Genomic DNA, 18386 nt, shown 5'->3' with positions numbered 1-18386 from the left:
AAAATAAATAAGCAACACTTTTGAAGTGTTGCCGTTCATTTAATTTTTATAGAAATTAGATCATGCTTTGTTATAAACTGGAGATTTCCATTTCCTAATAAAAGCTCTGTTATACAAGCCTGTTGATTTTCGTTCCAGGCGCTTCGCTTTCCTCGGGGCGTGCGGCGAGAGCCTCTTCGTCGCTTCGCTTCTGCGGGGTCTCACCTGCCCGCTAAATCCCGAAGGAGTCTACGCGCCTTCCACTACAATCAACAGGGTTAAAAATTCAATATTCAGCTTTAACAGAAACAATTCCAAAAGTGTATTGCCATTTGTCACTTCCTCTCACCTTCCAACCCTCTGGCTATTCCTTCACAGCCCCTGCGGTTGATCCCTCTATTAATTTCCGCTGAAAAATCAAATAGAAAAGGACAACTGGAATGAAAGATAAGACAATTCCTGCATATAGCGCTCCCCAGTCTGTATGGTACTGCTGGACCATCATGATGTTGGCCAGCTTGACCGGAAGGGTTTTAATAGTATCGTTGCTTAAAAGAATCAAGGCCAGAATATATTCATTCCATATCCCGACAAAATTGAAGATTGCCGCTGAAATGAGGCCCGGCTTTGCCAATGGGAAGATGACCTTCCAGAAAACCATATATGGACCACAGCCATCAATAATTGCCGCTTCCTCCAAAGAAGCAGGGATTTGCTTGAAAAAAGCAATGAGCATAAAAATCGTAAAGGAAAGCGAGTAGGCAACATAGACCAAAATCAGCCCGAGGTGTGTGTTAACAAGCCCTAACCCATTTACGAGCAAAAATAACGGAGCCATTGCCAGGAAGGTCGGCAGCATGAGCCCCATCAGGAAGAAGTTTTGGACAAATCCTCTAAATCTGAAGGTTTTTCTGCTTAATGGATAGGCAGCCATAGCAGAGATTATGACGATCAGGAACACAGTGATGAATGTTACGAAAATGCTATTCAAAAACCCGATTCCAAGTCCGGCATCATTCCATGCCCTTCCATAATTCGATAATGTGATTTGCTCTGGAAAGGACAGAGGTTTTAAAAGGATGTCTGCAGAGCTTTTTAATGAATTTATGAATACCCAGATAACAGGTACAATTATTAGAAAGGAGCAGAGCATCAGCAATGCGTGGGTATAGCCTTTTCGTAAAAATTTGCTCATGCATCATTCCCCCTTGTGATTTTTAACGTCAGGCTTGATGCCAAAAAGATCAGCAGCAAGAAGAAGACACCCAGTGCGGACGCATAGCCAAAGTTAAAATTCTGGAAGGCCTGTTCGAAAATATAAAGAGAAATTGGCTCTGTCGACCGGTTTGGACCGCCCCCGGTAAGAAGCTGCGGCATTTCAAAAACCTTCAGCGTGTTGATTACCGTAAAAATAATGACAACCTGAAGGACATCCTTCAAAAGCGGTAAAATGACATAAATCACCTTTTGGATTTTCCCGGCTCCGTCAATTTCCGCCGCCTCTAGTAAATCAGATGGAATATTCAAGATGGCAGCAAGGATGAGCACTGTATAAAATCCAACCATGCTCCAGACGTTTACGAATAATACACTGCCGAAAGCTGTTTCAGTCCGGCCCAGCCATTCAGTAGCAAGCGATTCCAGCCCGATGACATTAAGAATGCCGTTCAGCATCCCGCCAATTGGATTAAAAATAGTCGACCAGAGCATGGCAATGGCCACTCCTGGCAGGATGTACGGGAAAAATACGATGGACCGGTAGAAATTCAGCCACCTGGTCTTAAGCAAGTTCGCGATGACCAATGCAAGGACAACAGAAATGATCAGCACAAAAGGAACCTGATACAAAATATACTTTCCTGTTACTTTTACCGAGTTTAAAAAGACTTCATCCTCCATCATCCTCTTATAATTATCCAGCCCTGCCCATGTCTTAGTCCCAATCCCCCGCCAATGGTATAAACTCATCCGAAGCGCATTGATCGATGGATAGATCACGAACAAAATGTATAAAAACAGAGCCGGAAACAAGAAAACCCAGATGGAGATTTTTTCGCTCCTGGTGTTCACCTTTCCACACCCTTTCCTTATGAAAAGAGAGGCCCGTTAACAGCTGGAGGCCCCTCTTCCTTTTACATGAATCAATTTGATTTCCCTACTAATCACTTTTTAAAATCGTACTATTCAGCTACTTTGGCAAAATCAACGGCAATACCCTTACCATTTAAACTCTGCTTTTTCAATATTCTTATCTTCCCTCGTTTTCTTGGCAAACTCCTCTGCTTTTTCCGTAATTTCCTCAGGAGTGATTTCGCCGAGCATCAGGCTTTGGAAGATGTTCGTGATATTGGCAGTGAGCTCTGGGTAAGAATCGTTGATTGCTGTCGGTGCATAAGTGCCGTCTGCATCCTGAACAATCTGCAATGTACTTTTCAGCGGTTCAGACTTGATATACTCGTCTGTTCCCTTGACGACACTCGCAAGCCCCCGGGATTCAACCATCTTCGCTACTTCCTCTTTACTAGATAAAAACTTCAGGAACTTGATTGTTTCTTCTTTCTCATCAGAGCCTTCCGTTACGTACCAGGCACCTCCCCAGCCAGTGGCGACCGGAGCCAGTTCCTTGCCTTTTCCGCCTTCCCACATCGGCTGGTTAATCGCACGCAGCTTGAAGTTTTCGGGAATGACATCCTTCATCTCACCCTCAAGCCATGATCCTGCTGTAACAAAAAGCGCTTTACGCTGGAAAAATAGCGTCTGGGCTTCAGTATGTGTCAGACCAAATGTGCCCTTAAGGAACATGCCTTCGCTGACCCATTTTTGCATTTCAGCTGCAGCCTGGACAAAGGCATCTGATTTCCAGGCTCCTTCTTTCAGGTTAAAAGCATCTTCTACTGCCTCTTTGCCGCCAATTCTCTGGACCAGCGGCAGGAAGTGTCCGAAATAGTAGTAGCCAGGATGTTTGCCCTGTACGCTGAAAACGGCAATTCCCTTCTCAGCGGCCTGATCCTTTAATTTATACAGGTCAGCAGTCGTTTTTGGCAGCTCCCATCCGTTGTCTTCGAAAAGTTTCTCATCATACCACCATACATAACCAGGCGAAAAGATCGTTGGCAGTCCATATGTTTTACCATCGCGCTTCAAGTTGAATTGTCCTTGTTCGAAGGTATCAATCCACTTGCCTTCCCCATTGGAGGCGGGTTCCGCAAGCGCATCGTCAAGAGGTGCGATCATTCCATCCTTGATGACACCTTTAATATCAAAGCTTGGTCCAGGATTGATCAAATCAGGAACATCATTTGACAGGAACCTGGTCTGAAGCTGTTGATGGATATCAGGGCTGGCTGTCACTTTGATTGTGACATTCTTGTTTTCCTGCATATATTTTTCAGCCGAATCTTTAACCCATTCTGAACCAAAGCCGCCTTCAAACATCATGACTTCAAGTGTTACCTTCTTTTCCGATCCCTTACTATCATCGGCATCATTCTTGTCCGGCTCCGTACTCGCCCATGGCGCATTACAGCCGCTCAATAGCACTATGGTTAATAACAGCAAGCTGAATTTTTTCATTTTATCCCCCTCATTCCTCTATAAATCTTTTAAATTCAGGCTCTGTTAATCAAGGCTGTTGATTTCGGTTCCAGGCGCTTCGCTTCCTCTGAAAAATTATGAAAAAGCCCAATTGCCGGCTTTTTCAAGAGCAAATTTTTCTTGGGGCGTGCGGTGAGCATCCTTGTCGCTTTGCTCCTGCGGGGTCTCACCTGCCCGCTAAATCCCGAAGGAGTCTGCGCGCCTTCCACTACAATCAACAGGGTTTAAAATCAACATTCAGCTTTAACAGAGCCAAAATTTAACATGAAAAGTATCGTTAAAGATAGGGAAAATGACTTCTAATGCATAAATAGCATCAAAGCATCTTCCCCAAGATAGGATCAAATATATTCACCTAGCATAAACCTCTTTAAGAGAACCAACACACGCTCCCCAATTTCAGGATCAATTCTGTCCCCTGTTTCCATTGGCAATTGTGACTCTGACTTCCCCGGAGGTATAGCTTTTGCCATTCAATACGGCTTCTGCCTTAATAGTCGTCGTTCCTGGTTTTGTTCCTGTTATTGAGGCACTGGCAACTTCCAACAACTGTGGATCGGCTGCTGTAATTGTGAATTGGCTTTGGTCCAATGTTACTTTCTTTCCATTTACCATCGTTGCGGTAACGCTTGTCTCCACACTGCGACCAGTGACTAGTTTAGGGTCAACTTCCACCTCTATTTTTTCCACTTTGGCAGGCATCTTGAATAGGGTTGCGCCAATCGCATAATAGATGCTTCCATCATCACCGAGATCCATCAGTTGGACTGATTCGCCAACGAGTTGTTCTGATTCCAAAGTTTCCGGATTCACAACAGTCAGCTTTCTATTCATCGTCGTATAAAGATTTCCATCAGGTCCCCATTGTAAATAGAACGGTCGGAACTTCGAAGAGTTAAAGGTAGTCTCATAGATTTCTTTGCTTTTAACTACCTTGTAAGTTTCTGGGTCCATCGCAAAAATAGTGCCATCGACCAATCCCCAGAGAAGGCCATCAGGACCAAAGGAAAGGTCGCCAATTGTCTGGAGCTTCACATTCAAGCCTGGTATTTCAGGCGTGAATTCAGCGATTTTCTCACCTTTTTCTACATCGAAAACAAACATTTTCGCTTCATCAGCGACAGGGTCGATGCCAAGGCCCCCATAAATGGATGTGCCTCCAAAAACCTTGCCATCTTTATAAGCCAGTCCAAAAATGCTTTGATTCTCGACTACATTTCTAAAGGTTCTTGATTCGATATCTACATTTCCACTAGCATTTTCTTTTTCTTCCATAATCGTCAAAGCTCCGCCAAGTTTGCCGTATCCAGGGAAGGTTCCGATAAACAGCTTTCCATCCCCGCTCGTCATCGCATATGGACGGTCCTGTTCTTCTTCAATATCGAGGTAAAGTCCAGGGTTTGCTTTGCTGGATTCACTGTATCTCAATGGAAGTTCAGGATCATACCGGTACATCTTTGCCCCCGTATAGGTCCCGAAATAAATCTTTCCGGTATATTCGTGAATCCCCTCTGGCTGGTGGAATGAAAAGTTCGTGTACGTGTAACCCTGGCGCTTCTCATCGTAAAAGCTCAATCCGCGCTGGTAGCCACCTGAATACACTACTCCATCAGAGGCTGTTATCGCATTGATTGTTGCCCCTTGCGCATCCACATTCGGAAAATGGAGTGAGTAATCTTTTGTTTCAGGGTTAAAGAAAAATGAATCGGTAAATGCGGTCATTCCTGCTAGAACAGTTTCCCCTGAGCTTAAGGTCAGCCAGCTATGCGCCTTCGCTGCCGTACCTGCCGGAAGGGGCGGAATATTTTCTATCAGTTTAACGGTGTCTGTTTCTGTGTTATAAGAATAAAGTTTGTCCTGCAATTTGTAGTAGATCAAATCTGGATTATAAGGAGATGGGGGAGAAATTTTGCTTTGGAATGCTATCGTACGGATATATCGCTCTGTTTCCTCATCAACTACAACCAGCTTTCCTCCAAAATGGATAAAAAGCTTACCATTATAGATGGCAATTTCTGAGACGATTCCACTTTGTCCTAATTGAGGTATCAGGATTTCCTTTTTTTCGCCAGTAGCACGGTCATATCGGACAACTCCTGGGGTTGTTCCGATCCCTGCGTATACATACTTATCAGTAACACCGATGCCGCGTGCGTATTTTTGCCCTTCTTTCATAGTCCCAAGATCTCTGAAGCTATTGCTCGCAATGTCGTATTCAAATACCTTTGATTCATCAAAGGTAGCACCATAAATTTTTCCGTCATTGCTGCTTTTTATATCCCAAACGAAATTAGCCGATGGATTTTTCCCGATAATCTCCATTCTGTTCTCTTCCGTAAGGTACCGATAAAGCACACCATTGATTGTACTCGCAAAATAAACATTGTTATCGCTTCCAATTGTCATCGCCCAAATTACATCTGAATTGGGGATTTGCTGAGAAAAAATACGTTCACCTGTTTCAGCATTCACAGCATAAAAAACAGCTGGATTTCCTGCGATTGCAATGTATTGCAGATTCTCTCCTTTACTGTTCTGGCCGTAAGCCGCCACCTGGGATAAAGGAGTCATAACTGCATCGCCTAAATTAAGTGTATCTTCAAACTGGTCCTTGACTGAAAAAGCAGGTTCCTCCGCGCTTACAATAGCATTCATAGGTAACGCAGATGAAACAATCAATAAGACCATGGCCAAAATAACGCCAATTTTGGTTTTCAAATTTTCCCCCTCCAATTTTCAAGTGTATTGTTTACGCTTAAAGATCCAGAAGCACTTTTGACGGTATGTAGCATTATTGAGATTTTTAATCACCTCTTCTTCTGGTTTATTTCTGGTTCATGTCCTATACTATAAATGCTGGTTTAAATTGTCAATAAATTTTGTATATTCAGAATATTTTTGGGTTTTTATTCCTATATCATCATTTACTTCTGTAGGATAAAAGGATTATTTCAGTGTAAAATTATATAGATATAACTTCTTACAAAATTTTATGAACCAGTTTTAATCCAGATAATCAAAAAAAAAAAACACCTCCAACTAATTGGAAGTGTGGAACATGGGGACGGTTCTCGTGTTCCATTCTGGAACACAGGAACCGTCCCTATGTTCCAGCTTTATTTCAATTCCAGCTCTTCTTTAACATAACCTACTGGTTTGAAGCTGGAGTCATAGATGACGAGGGTGATATAGAATTTGCCGTCTTTATTGGTTTCTTTAAAGTTGGTTACAGCGACCGCTGATATTCCAATTTCCTCGTCAATTTTAAAAATGCGATCTCCTACTGCTGAGATGGCGTCGTTATAGGTGAAGTCTGAGTAGCTGCCATGCAGGGAGAAGTAAGAACCTAGTGATTGATAATTGGCTGGTACCTTGAATTTTATAAAATGAGTTCCTTTGTTGTTAAAAGTCTCAAAGAACCCAGAAGCATTGATTTTTTCTGCGTTAGTCTGGATAATCATTTTTGGCTTCAGAGTAATATCATTCTCCTGATAGGCCACTGGCTTTCTATTTTTATCATAAAAAATCACAATGACATTTCGGGCTGGATTGGTTATTTCCTTTCCATCAATCCGATAAGTAAAGCTTGTCATGCGGTCAATCTTTTCAATCCTGCCAGGCTTTTTCAGCATCGCCGCCAGATCAATCGGCTTCTCTGAAATCTGGACTGCCAGATATTCCATACCAGGTTCCACATAATCCTTGATCGGTTTCCTCTCTTCTTTGCCACGCAAAGTAACATGAGCTCCGTTGGTAATCCAGTATGATGTATTGTCTGTATCGATTTCTACTAAACTGACTTTAGGCAGACTGACAGTCTCTTTTTGATCAGAAGGTGTCTTAAACTTATCGTCAATCGCTCTTGCCAGGAACACTGAAAATTCTACCCGCGTCAAAGGCTTGTTCGGCTTGAAGGTTTTGTCCGCAAAACCGATCGTAATATTGTTTGCAGCCAGCAAGTTGATGTCATCCCAGGCAAAGTCCTCCTTGCCGACATCCTTGAATTGTCCATTATATGTACCCTCCAGCTTATAGGCTTTGGCTACAATCGATGCCATCTCTCCGCGAGTCAGCGACTTCGAAGGCAACAGTTTATCTTTATCAATGACCTCAGCTAAAATCCCCTCGCCAACCAGCGCCTTAACAGCATCAAAATATGGACTTGTTTTCCCCACATCCTTCAATCCTGGATCCTTGTATTTCGAACTGTCCAGCTTAAAAGCGCGCGCAATCATGACGACCGCCTGCCCGCGGGTGATGTTCTCCCCAGGACGGAAAGTCCCATCCTTATAGCCGCCAATGATTCCTTTTTCAATTAAAAAAGCAATCTCCTCCTGCGCCCAATAAGACTCCTTCACATCCTTGAACCCAGACTTTGCAAAACCTCTCTCCATGCTGAATACCCCTGAAAGCAATAACAAGATGACCAAAAAGCTAATGATTTTCCTCATCACCCACACACCCTCACCATAGACTATTTACCCAGGAATATTTTAACAGAAAATTCCTAAAAATAACACAAGTGCTTGGAGCTAAAGGTGTTGAACACCGCCCCCCTCCTTAAAACATATAGAACACAGGGGATTAACTCCGATTGATGAATAAGCATTCTTGTTCCAATCGAATTTTATTTTTTAATAGATCCTCAATTAGCGGGTGCCATAATTTGTAGTTTTCATCATATAAAAGGGCAATAAGTTTTTCTGCATATTCTTTAGAAAAGGGTATTCCATAATTTAAATATTTGTTGTAGATGGACTTATCCATGAATAAAGGTTTTAGTCTAGGAAAATAGTTTGTACGCAAGTGTTCAAAGATTAGGATGCCTCCATAATCTATGTCTCCCCAATGATAGATTTCGATATGAGATTTAATTGAGTCTTTAAGTTTATATAATAATTTGCGTAAAGCGTGATGAGGAAATCCACCTGTATAGATAGTCAAAACATGATTAGGATTTGCTAAAATGCTTGAAGGAATCACCACTTCTTCTGGTACTTTTCCAAGTAAATATTCATGAAATACAGTAAGATTTTCAATTAAGAGTATCCCCTTAACTGGTATATCAACGATATCCAGCTCTTTAATCGTTTGAGACGAAAGGCCCATACCACCGGATAGGGCAGCAACTTCTACCGATGTTGAATTACTTTTAAAAAATAATGGACCAGCCAATAAGGTAATACGAGGATTTTCTATAATTCCGATAGAGTCTAAATACTCGATATCGGTATCAAATTCCATACTTCCAAAGCGCTTGTAGATGTTTAACAATCTATTTTGGATAAACCTCTCAAAGTACTTTGTATCATAAAACAAATGCTGGCTTAATACTCTTTTCATCATTCCCTCATCAATTTGAGGCAAGAACAGCAGGGTTTTGACTAAATCTTCATACCCTTTTGAATCCTGGATATCCAATCCGGCTGTTTGATTTTTAGATAAAGCCATATCACAAACTTCCCAAAATTTCCTTACCCATTCCCAGGGATGTTCGGATAAGGGCATCAGGATGGTTAATAGTTCTTTTAGCTGATATTTTTTTGGAATAATACCAGTAAGCTTATAAGCTTGTTCAATCGCCTCATAATTGATGTATACTTTGTCGATTTCTTCACCCTTTTTGAACTTTGGCCATTTCACTTCAATAATCTGCTCCCCTTCAAGCTCGTAGAGTGCCTGGTGAATCCACTCTCTTTTCCGGTAATTCATTTCATCAAAATAATCTTTAGAGAGTGTATTGCTTAGTTTCTTTATAGTAAACTGGGGTCGCTGCAAGCTTCCCTCCCCCGTTTTGAACGCTTTACTTGCTTCATACTTCTTCAGGAGTAAAGAGAGAATCTTGTTTTTGTATCCCCATATCATCTCCTGTTCCCTCGACAGTCCTTTCAAGATCAATCACTTCCTTATTTACCATATCGGTAAAGCACTCGTATCCTTCTCTATGAACAACGATGATTGTTGAGACTTCCGCTGCCATACTTGACAGCTTTTCATCCGGTACAGCAGCAATTAATTGAAAGTTCATATTTTTTATCAGGCGCAGACTAGTCCGAATCCGTTCTTCATCCATCTTATTAAATGCTTCATCAAAGACAACCAAACGCATCGTCTTCCCCGAGCTATATAACTGGTTAAAAGAAGAGAGAATCGCAATATAAAAGGGTGTTTGTGTTTCTCCTCCTGATTTTTCTTTTAAAACCTCAGAGAACCTTGTTCTGTTATCTAGGGACGTAATAATAATGTCAAAATCCAAATATCGACGATAATCAGAAAATTCTTCCTGTTCACCAACTTCGCCTTTTATCAAAATTTCAAATAACTCATGTAAGGAAAAATCATTTTTGTCATCTGGAAGATCAAATAAAGATCCCTTTTCAATCACTTGTGGATCCATGATGATATCGTAAAAACGTTTATATTTCTCACTTGGCTTATATTCAAACTGATAGCTTTCTTGATGGAAGGGGAATCTTTTCAACGCCTCATTGAGTTGTTGAAATTGCCTTTTGGCTCCTTCTATTGCTTCCTTCATCTTATAAATAAAATGGGATCGGAACTCTTCTTCTGATTGCTTCAGAGCTTCGTCAAGTTTTTTTTGATAGGAATCAATATCAATATCGATTTGGCTCAACAGATGATTGTATTCATCATTATTTACAACTTCTTTGTCTCCGTTAAAATGATGTTGAACATTGTAATCATGTCTTTCGTCCCTAATCTTACTAAACTTATTGCTAGCTTGAGTGCTATTGCCTTTTTGATTGTTAAGCCAGTTTTCAATTTGTTTATCTAGAGGGCCTTCTTGTTTTTCTGCCTCTCTTAATCTTTCCAAAGCCAGACTTAAAGTTTCTTGATCGTTATCGTTCTGCCATTGAGAAACTTCGTCCTCCCTTTCAGTAAGGTACTTCTTTCCTTTTTCGACTCCTTTTTCTAAAGATTGTACTTGTACTGTTTTTTCACTTATCGACCCAATTAAATTTTTCACCTTACTATCTAGTTCTTTTTCTCTACTCTCCCAATAACGATAATTCTCTTCTAGTATCTTTGTTCCACTTAAGTCTAATTGGATTATTTCCTGTTTAAGGCTTACTAGTGTTTTCTCCAACTGTTTAACAGTTTCCGGGAGTTCCATTCCTTTGCTTAAATGGTTATAATAACTACGTTTTTCTGTAAGTTTGGACGACCATTCCTTAAAGAGATTGTTAAAATGTTCTATTTTTTGAATCTCTAGATTCGTCTGTTTAAGTTCTTCTTTCTTTAGTTCAATTTGCCGTGGAATAGCCTTTGAACCTATATAAGGTATTTGGTATCGTTCTTTTTTGATTTGCCTGGCCACCAGACTGTGATAGAGCATACAACTTGTCGTTATGGCGGCATCATGGTGGCTCAACTCTTTTTCAGAGTTTGCTTTCATTAATCTTCCTAACAAGTGCTCAACACGCGCTTTAACTACAGGATTGACAGTTTCCAACTCCTCTGCCAAAGATCCTCTTTTAGAAGAACCCAGATATCTTTGTTCCTTTAGTGTATTTACTAATCCTACTCCTTCAATATTGTGCTTCCATTTTTCCTTTTCATAAATTGATAGAGCTTGTTGAAAATAATCAGGTTCTACGAGTAAATCAAACTTTTGAGTGTGGAGATAGCCTTCAATAGCGTTTCGCCAATCTTCCTCGAGAACTTCCATCTCTTCGCAAAGAATCCATACTCTCGATTTACCGTTCAAACCTTTCTCCAGCAATTCTTTTAGTTTATTAATGGAAGAAGGGTATGTCCTCTGCTTATTTTCCAAGTTACTGATCTCATGTTCCAAATCAGTCTTCTTTTCTTTCAACTCTTCTATTTTTCTTTCAGTGTTGTGTTTTGCTATAATTAAGCGGCTATAGAGAGAGGACAATTTTTCACCAAGTGAACACAACTCTTGTTGAATCATTTCCTCTATAGCAGGCTCAGAATACCTTAACTGACGAGAAATAGAATCTAACAAGTGAAGACCTTCTTTCAAGCTGTGCAGCTCTGTTTCTTCAAACTTCCAAAATTCATTATCTGTTAAAAAGATTAACTCCTGTATTAGGATACTTTCTTGATTAATATCATCAATAAGTTTATTCAAGAGTCTTCGGTTCACTTCAAGGTTGTTTTTGGCGCTTTCAATATCTCGACGGAGCTCTTCTTCTCTCAATCTTTCCTTATTGTTTTGCCAAACCTGATAGGCTATCGTTTTTTTCTCTTTCGCTTCATTATGTTGCTCTTCTGCAAGTTTCTTTTCATTTGATAACTGTTGTACAGCATCTTCCATGACATGTTTTTCATTTAATAATTTTTCATATTCTTCAAACTGCTGGGCAACCTTCAAGTTTCTAATGACGAATTCTTGTTGAGAAACAGTATTTAATAATTTCTGATATTGTTCAAATAGTGCATTAATCTTTTGCAGACTAGTTTGCCTAATTCTAAGATTATCCAACTCACTTTTATACTTTTGATGAACCTCGAAGTTTTCCTTCATAATACCCAGCTGTAGTTCTTTTTTATCCAAAATATAATCATAGACGAAATCTCTCACATTATGGATAGGCTTGAACGATAGTGCTTTTGAAAAAGAAGAAAAAAAGCGGTGATTTACCTGACCCATACGATTAAGCAAAGCCTTTTGATAACCATCTTTCGTTCTTTCTAAAACTTTACGATTTTTAAGACTAGATACATATCGGTGAAATTCATCTCGATTCTTTAATTCCCCAGTTTCTTTTATAAAGTCAATATTATTTAATGTACAATTGTTTATGATAAAGTACTCTTGATCGTATGTATCATCTCGATAAACGTCAATAACAACTCCCACAACAAAATAATCATATTTCTTTTCATCAAAGAATTCCGTGACAAGATAGGTGGTGAAATCTCCCTCTCGGACATATCGCTGCTCATCACTTCCCACTTTCCCCCTTAAATAACTGATTAAGGAACGTTTGGCATCATCATGAGCAGAAGAATTGAAACGAATCATCTTTAAATTCGCGATAAACAGTACCTGCAGAGCATCAATGATGGTTGATTTGCCCGCCGCATTCCTTCCTGTGATCATCGTCTGCCGCCCAAAGTTAATTTCCTCATCTTTGAAATAGTGCCAGTTAATCAGTTTCAGCTTCTTCATCCATTTCATGTTCTTCATCCTCCTCTCCTTGTTCTAATTCATACCTTAGAACCTTTTCTTTTAGTTTCTGGAGAGACTCTCCATCAATAATATGTAATAAACTATGAAACAAACTGAATCGGCATTCATCTGTATGCCAGTCAGAATCAATAGGCTGCAACAGTTGATAATTGGTACAAAAACGAATAAATTCATTAAGTTTTGACTTTGTAAAAATGGGGACGCGAAACATCTCATACTTTGCCTTAATTTCGTATAAAGTCGTCAATGGAAATTCAGACAAAGATAATCCTTCTCTTTTTTCCTGGTAAATCAACCTAATGATCAGCAGCCAAATACTTTCTTCTCTGTTAAGCTTTTTCAAGTGTAATCCTCTTGGAGAAGACACGAATATGGTTTCATGCCGATCGTCAATTACTAAATCCCAGCCCAAGAAGCGAAAGAATTCTTCTAATTTTACCTTATGGCGATTTGCCAAGTAGTAAGAGGAGCGATCCACCTCTTTAACAAGTACATTAATTGAAATCAATTTATTTATGATGGATTGTAATTCTTTCTGCTCCGTCTCATTTACGTTTTCGAACATTTGTGCCACCCCCTTTATGTTGCATACTCCTTACCACCTTCCTATCATTAAAACGATATTGTCCGATATGGAGGATTTGCTGTTTTTCCTGTCGTATCAATCTATATTCAGAATTTGGGTCATATCCAAATAAATAGACGAATGGTAGAAAAATATATTCTTCTGCCGTTTCTGGAGCTAAATCAATCATGCCTATTTCTTCACGGCCTGCCAATCGTTGTACGACAAAATCGTTTACCTTATCCCTGGTAATGGCATTTTTTAATCGTTCTATACTTTGCGCCCTGATTTGTTTCTTTAATTCTTCTGAGATAGGAACCACTGTATGTTTTTCTGCCTGGTGTGGCGGCTTCTTTTTTCTTGGAGTTAGCAATGATTTTTCTGATAACAGCTCCGTATCATGCAGCCGAAACATACTACTAATGGCCTGGTTCCAATACTGTTTATTTGCTACATACCTTTCTAATAAAACAGCTATTTGCTGATCAATCCCTTGACTATGCTGTGTTAAATATCTGGCACGATCATAGGAGGATTTAAGGTATTGGTGATGCCTTATATCGATTTGTTGGTAAATCTCGTCCAGACTTTCATATGTTTCCTCAATGAATTGCAATGCTTGCCTAATCTTCTTCTCTGCATCGTCTTCTGAATTACATAAGTTCGATTCCAAAGCATCCTTTTTAGCCACGTTAAATAATTCCTCATCCAAAGACCATTTCTGCACAGTCTCAAGTATCATGGTTCTATATCTTGCAACATGGTCAGATGTCTTCAAACGGTGATAACTCTGATCGACTATTTTTTTCATATAGACATCAAAATGGTGATCGAGGACTTCTTGAAGGGATTGCTTACTGACTACTTGTTCCATATGATGCTTCATGTTGTTAATCAGAAGCCGTAATTCATCTAATAATCTCTCGGTAATTCGCTCAGCTTCCATTATTGCAAGACTTGGTTGCTTCTCCATACCCTCATCACTTAATAAGTGATAGGTACTTAATGTATAGCTTTGATACTCAACAGTCCTTACCTGACATAGTTCATGCAGGACACCTAACAACCGAATGGAATAATGCGGCAGGACAATATACTGTTTAAAATTGTTCCTAGTTTCAATGTCAATCCATTCTAGTTGCAATAACTTTCTTAAAAGCGCATTTGCCTTGGCACGATGGACATTTTCCGACTCCCCACCATCTAAGGTGCTTTCCTTTTCCAACTCAAATTCGTCACCTAACTCTTCTTTAACTTCTATTAACTCTTGCATCAAATCCCTCATGATGTCATATTCGATGCCAACCCGATTGATCTTGTATTGCTCGTATAATTCCATAAGTGCTTCAGCGTATATTTCTTTATTACTGCCAGAAAACAATGTAAAAAATCGCTCTGGCACTACTTCAAAGAGCTTCATATATTTTCTCCACATGAAAATTTTTTATTGTAATCGAAAAATTTCCCCTAACTTCCAAAATAATTATTACAGTTTCATAGCCTAATACTTTTTTCCTCATGTACTCACACCTTTTATGATTTAGGTTTATATAAAACCAGTGCACAATAAAAGAAAATTGGCGAAACAAACTTAACCTCAATGATTTCATGAGAAGAATCCGCCAAAAATCGATTCAGCTTCCTATTAAAACCCGTTTCCGTATAGCCAGTGATCGTAATAGCCCTCATAGTATCTCTCCTTCTATTTTCCTATAAATTGTATACGATTGGAAATTAAATTTGTTTCAAAAAAAGGAACATAGGTGGAACATGGGGACGGTTCTCGTGTTCCATTCTGGAACACAGGAACCGTCCCCATGTTCCACTAGTACCTTAGACTCATTTTCTGTTTTCCAGGTTTATTCAATTTAATAGAGGGAATGAAGTTCCATAGTGCATTTATTCAGAATTTTCATGTCTAAAGGGCAAAATTGCTGAAAGGCAATGACGCAAAGCTATAGGGGCTTCAGCATCGGCTAAGCCTGCCAGCTGCCATCAAACTACATAATAATGGGGGATCATTTGATGTCGACAATCTATCAACACCTAACACCGGAAGCCAAGATGAAGAGGAAAAAGCGGAATAAAGCGATTATGTATATTTCTTTGATTCTTCTTTCGGTTGTACTTAGTGCGCTTGTGACGCTGCTTGCTAATCAAATATAAATAAAAAAGCCAGGCACTATCCTGCTTAAGGATAGTGCCTGGCTTTTTTGGAACGCAGGGACGGTTCTTGCGTTCCACTTGGAACGCGAGAACCGTCCCCATGTTCCACACTCAGTAGTTATATTTAATATTATTAACAATGTTTCCCCATTCCATGGTGAGTTCTGGCTGGTTGGATTGGGTTGGGTTTCCGCAGGCTTTGGTGAATTCTTGGCTGTTTACGTATGTTGGTGTGCCCGTTACTTTTGGTTGTCCTTTTCCTATTCCTTTTATGGTCCCTTTTATATATAGTTTTCCGGAAATGTTGATTGTGTTTGCTGACAGATTGCCGGCAACACACATTTTTGAGTTGGAGTCGATGTTTAGATGATAATTTTTATCCATCAATACATTTCCACCTATATAAGCATAAGAATTTTCTAATTCAAAATGTTTAAAAATATTTAGGTTTTCACCTACATAGATTTCAGAATCCTTAACCCTGAGGTGGTCAAAGGTCCCTGTCTTTTTTATCTCAAATAGCATATTGCTCATATTATTCATATTCTTTTCAATATAAAAGCCACCGTCAGTATGGATTTTAACAGTATCCATGCTGTTCCCGTTGCCAGTTAAAGATAATGAATCATTGGAATAAATCGTTTTATCGGACAACTTATTATTGTTTTCATCGTATATTTTTGATTTTTCTACGAGAATACTACTGCAAGTAGTATTTTTTAGTGAGGTAGGGTTTTTACATGTTAAAGTCACTTCAGGTTTCGGAATCTTATTAAAACCAGGCAGTTCATAAAACCCACCGCTGCCGCCAGTCCCGCCCCCCGGATTGCTGGCTGACTCCAAACCCTTGATCGGAATCTTCAACTCCGCTCCGAGCATCGCCTTCTGCGTCCCCTCAATACCTGAACTTCTGTATTCAATGCTTATTCCTTCAGGCATCTTAACAACCGAAAGATTATCGATTAAAAAAGAAGCTCCAGGCTGATCCATCGATTTTGTCTTGCTTACTGCACTCAGGTGTCCATTTATCGCATTGACCATGAGCGAGATGGCCCTCTCGCCGTAGTACCCCTCTGGGCGGGTCACTTTATTCAGGTTATCTTTTAGCAGCTCGTCTTGCACTTGAATTCCTATTGCCTGTTTATTTTCCACATAGGCATTTTTAATAGCCGTTTGGTAATACGTAATCCCCATTTCAGCCAACGCCACGGACTGATTGTTCTCTTCCACAATCTTATTTTGCTTCGTACTGTTGTAGGAATGGGCGAATAATGTCATACCCAAAGACATGAAGATGATCATCACTAGCAGAACAGTCAACAGCGCATACCCATTTTCATTCTTTAACTCTCTCAAACTAGCCGTCTCCCTTCAGCCTATAAAGAAATGTATCCTGCACAATCCGGTTTTCAGCATTGGATGGATCATAGATTGTCAATTTTAACGGCAGATCATTAAGGTCCGGGTCCACTACACCGGTAAAATCAAGCTCAAAACACATCTTGGGATCACTGAACTCCTCCACCGTCGTCGTCCCCTGCTTCGTATAACTGACAGTAACCTTGCAGGCAGAATTAGAAAGCTCATAATCATCAGAGGTTTGATGGATCTTGGTTAACTTGGCAGTAAGAACCGTGGCTTCCTGCTGCATTTTATTTTTTGATGCTGCCTTTGAAGAGTAGTTCATTCCCTGAAAAAACACTTGCCAGACTAGAATTCCGACTATGGCAAGGATCGTCAAGCTAGCCAGGACTTCAATTAAGGTCAATCCCCGCTGATTTTTCACCATACCCAAATCCCCTCTACTAATCGACGATGACATATCCATATGTATCACTGATTTTAAGATTTTTATCATCTGATAATTTCACATAAATACGATATGGCTTACCTGTTCCTGAAGATAAATCAGGGGTCTTTTTAATCTGAATATCCCCAACGTAACCATTGATGGTTGTCTTAAAAAAATATGACTCCGAATCTTCGCTGGTATATTCCGCAGGCCTGTTCAGCTCAACAGGATTCTTCAGAAAAATCTTCAATTCACTGGAACCCTTCCAGTCAATAAGGAGCTCCTTTGCAGACTGAATGCCATTCGACTTCGACTCATTCTTCGCATTCAGCGCGCCAACCTGAGGAAAAAAACTCATCACCGAAACCAGGATAATCGACAAAATCACCATCGAAAGCAAAACCTCAAGAAGCGTCAAACCCTTTTCATTAGAAACCATGCAAAAACCCTCTCAAAAAAAACTAATTATCTCAAATTATACCACCAGGACTTATTTCCTAGCATCATATTTTTGGAACATGGGGACGGTTCTTGCGTTCCACTTTGGAACGCGAGAACCGTCCCGATGTTCCGCCAATGGTATTCAATACACAAAGGAAGCGCAGGGTACGTCCCTACGCTTACCACTTCCTTTGATTAAAAAGGCCTTCCAAATATTTTAAATCTGTTTCATATGCATTGAATGATTTGCTGATGTCACCGCTCCGTTTTTATAATGGAACCCTTTCATTCTCTTATTCATTTGTTTTAAATTAAAATTCTCTTGTTTTAGGAGTATATATTCTTCTGCTGTAAAACTCATCTGAACCCCGACCTTATACCTTGTATTTTTATTGTAGGCTTTCAAAATCAAACCTCTATCATTACCATTCTATATTTATTATAGGTGTTATTTTCCAATAATTTAAATCAAAAAAGCACAAGGTTTCATTCAGCGAAATAACAAAAAGCCAGGCACTATCCCGCTTTTGATAAGCTCCCCCTAAGGTAGACAGATTAAAAAATAAAAATCTGTTTTCACTTAGGGGGAGCTTTTTGTGTCCAATAGATATTATTCTAGTCAGTTTAAATATGAAGCAATAACCGCATATAAAAATGGTGATTACACC

Annotated in this window: 15 protein-coding genes and 1 riboswitch; of the genes, 1 reads left to right on the top strand and 14 read right to left on the bottom strand. The window is 39.7% G+C overall.

Annotation, left to right across the window (positions count from 1 at the left end):
- Positions 1–343: 343 nt before the first annotated feature.
- The 10 genes from AC3EBE_RS11020 to AC3EBE_RS10975 form a co-directional block, all read right to left on the bottom strand.
- A complete protein-coding gene (locus AC3EBE_RS11020; protein WP_488595079.1) occupies positions 344–1174 on the bottom strand; it encodes a carbohydrate ABC transporter permease in 831 nt (276 codons plus the stop codon).
- The gene (locus AC3EBE_RS11015; RefSeq protein WP_488595078.1) at positions 1171–2049 is read right to left on the bottom strand and encodes a carbohydrate ABC transporter permease; all 879 of its coding nucleotides are present in this window, start codon (positions 2047–2049) and stop codon (positions 1171–1173) included. Before AC3EBE_RS11015 ends, AC3EBE_RS11020 begins: the two co-directional genes overlap by 4 nt.
- A gap of 147 nt (positions 2050–2196) precedes the next feature.
- Positions 2197–3552: an extracellular solute-binding protein gene (locus AC3EBE_RS11010; protein ID WP_488595077.1), complete on the bottom strand. Its 1356-nt coding sequence runs from the start codon at positions 3550–3552 to the stop codon at positions 2197–2199.
- 426 nt (positions 3553–3978) lie between these two features.
- A complete protein-coding gene (locus AC3EBE_RS11005) occupies positions 3979–6291 on the bottom strand; it encodes a hypothetical protein (RefSeq protein WP_488595076.1) in 2313 nt (770 codons plus the stop codon).
- A 398-nt stretch (positions 6292–6689) separates the two neighbouring features.
- On the bottom strand, positions 6690–8024 hold the full coding sequence (locus AC3EBE_RS11000; RefSeq protein WP_488595075.1) for an S-layer homology domain-containing protein: 1335 nt from the start codon (positions 8022–8024) through the stop codon (positions 6690–6692).
- Positions 8025–8157: 133 nt separating this feature from the next.
- The gene (locus tag AC3EBE_RS10995) at positions 8158–9351 is read right to left on the bottom strand and encodes a Wadjet anti-phage system protein JetD domain-containing protein (RefSeq protein WP_488595074.1); all 1194 of its coding nucleotides are present in this window, start codon (positions 9349–9351) and stop codon (positions 8158–8160) included.
- A gap of 34 nt (positions 9352–9385) precedes the next feature.
- Complete coding sequence (locus AC3EBE_RS10990; protein WP_488595073.1) at positions 9386–12742, bottom strand: ATP-binding protein; 3357 nt, start codon at positions 12740–12742, stop codon at positions 9386–9388.
- A complete protein-coding gene (locus AC3EBE_RS10985; RefSeq protein ID WP_488595072.1) occupies positions 12711–13319 on the bottom strand; it encodes a DUF4194 domain-containing protein in 609 nt (202 codons plus the stop codon). Before AC3EBE_RS10985 ends, AC3EBE_RS10990 begins: the two co-directional genes overlap by 32 nt.
- A complete protein-coding gene (locus AC3EBE_RS10980; protein WP_488595071.1) occupies positions 13300–14739 on the bottom strand; it encodes a Wadjet anti-phage system protein JetA family protein in 1440 nt (479 codons plus the stop codon). Before AC3EBE_RS10980 ends, AC3EBE_RS10985 begins: the two co-directional genes overlap by 20 nt.
- Positions 14740–14852: 113 nt before the next feature.
- Positions 14853–15008, bottom strand: a complete 156-nt coding sequence (locus tag AC3EBE_RS10975) for a hypothetical protein (protein WP_488595070.1) — start codon at positions 15006–15008, stop codon at positions 14853–14855.
- 225 nt (positions 15009–15233) lie between these two features.
- Positions 15234–15316: riboswitch (cyclic di-GMP riboswitch) on the top strand.
- 28 nt (positions 15317–15344) lie between these two features.
- On the opposite strand from AC3EBE_RS10975, the gene AC3EBE_RS10970 reads away from it, so the two are divergent.
- A complete protein-coding gene (locus AC3EBE_RS10970) occupies positions 15345–15485 on the top strand; it encodes a hypothetical protein (RefSeq protein WP_488595069.1) in 141 nt (46 codons plus the stop codon).
- 111 nt (positions 15486–15596) lie between these two features.
- On the opposite strand, the gene AC3EBE_RS10965 is transcribed toward AC3EBE_RS10970, so the two are convergent.
- From AC3EBE_RS10965 to AC3EBE_RS10950, 4 genes are all read right to left on the bottom strand, one after another.
- Positions 15597–16841 carry a hypothetical protein gene (locus AC3EBE_RS10965; RefSeq protein WP_488595068.1) on the bottom strand — a complete coding sequence of 415 codons (1245 nt, stop codon included), beginning with the start codon at positions 16839–16841 and terminating at the stop codon, positions 15597–15599.
- A gap of 1 nt (position 16842) precedes the next feature.
- Entirely contained in the window at positions 16843–17274 is a 432-nt protein-coding gene (locus tag AC3EBE_RS10960) for a PulJ/GspJ family protein (RefSeq protein WP_488595067.1), read from the bottom strand.
- Positions 17275–17290: 16 nt separating this feature from the next.
- Positions 17291–17716 (bottom strand): type IV pilus modification PilV family protein, encoded by a 426-nt coding sequence (locus AC3EBE_RS10955; protein ID WP_488595066.1) that lies wholly within the window; start codon positions 17714–17716, stop codon positions 17291–17293.
- Positions 17717–18140: 424 nt separating this feature from the next.
- Positions 18141–18386: hypothetical protein (locus tag AC3EBE_RS10950; RefSeq protein WP_488595065.1), on the bottom strand; the 246-nt coding region annotated here is incomplete at its 5' end.

Source organism: Mesobacillus sp., assembly GCF_057785455.1.
The sequence above is the reverse complement of the archived record's forward strand: the minus strand, read 5'-3'. Positions and strand labels throughout refer to the sequence as shown.

What these genes read in the sequence shown, in the direction of transcription:
- AC3EBE_RS10980 (WP_488595071.1), bottom strand. Translation starts at nt 14,739, where the DNA reads ATGAAGCTCTTTGAAGTAGTGCCAGAGCGATTTTTTACATTGTTTTCT.
- AC3EBE_RS10990 (WP_488595073.1), bottom strand. Translation starts at nt 12,742, where the DNA reads ATGAAATGGATGAAGAAGCTGAAACTGATTAACTGGCACTATTTCAAA.
- AC3EBE_RS10975 (WP_488595070.1), bottom strand. Translation starts at nt 15,008, where the DNA reads ATGAGGGCTATTACGATCACTGGCTATACGGAAACGGGTTTTAATAGG.
- AC3EBE_RS11020 (WP_488595079.1), bottom strand. Translation starts at nt 1,174, where the DNA reads ATGAGCAAATTTTTACGAAAAGGCTATACCCACGCATTGCTGATGCTC.
- AC3EBE_RS11010 (WP_488595077.1), bottom strand. Translation starts at nt 3,552, where the DNA reads ATGAAAAAATTCAGCTTGCTGTTATTAACCATAGTGCTATTGAGCGGC.
- AC3EBE_RS10985 (WP_488595072.1), bottom strand. Translation starts at nt 13,319, where the DNA reads ATGTTCGAAAACGTAAATGAGACGGAGCAGAAAGAATTACAATCCATC.
- AC3EBE_RS11000 (WP_488595075.1), bottom strand. Translation starts at nt 8,024, where the DNA reads ATGAGGAAAATCATTAGCTTTTTGGTCATCTTGTTATTGCTTTCAGGG.
- AC3EBE_RS10960 (WP_488595067.1), bottom strand. Translation starts at nt 17,274, where the DNA reads ATGGTGAAAAATCAGCGGGGATTGACCTTAATTGAAGTCCTGGCTAGC.
- AC3EBE_RS10970 (WP_488595069.1), top strand. Translation starts at nt 15,345, where the DNA reads ATGTCGACAATCTATCAACACCTAACACCGGAAGCCAAGATGAAGAGG.
- AC3EBE_RS10955 (WP_488595066.1), bottom strand. Translation starts at nt 17,716, where the DNA reads ATGGTTTCTAATGAAAAGGGTTTGACGCTTCTTGAGGTTTTGCTTTCG.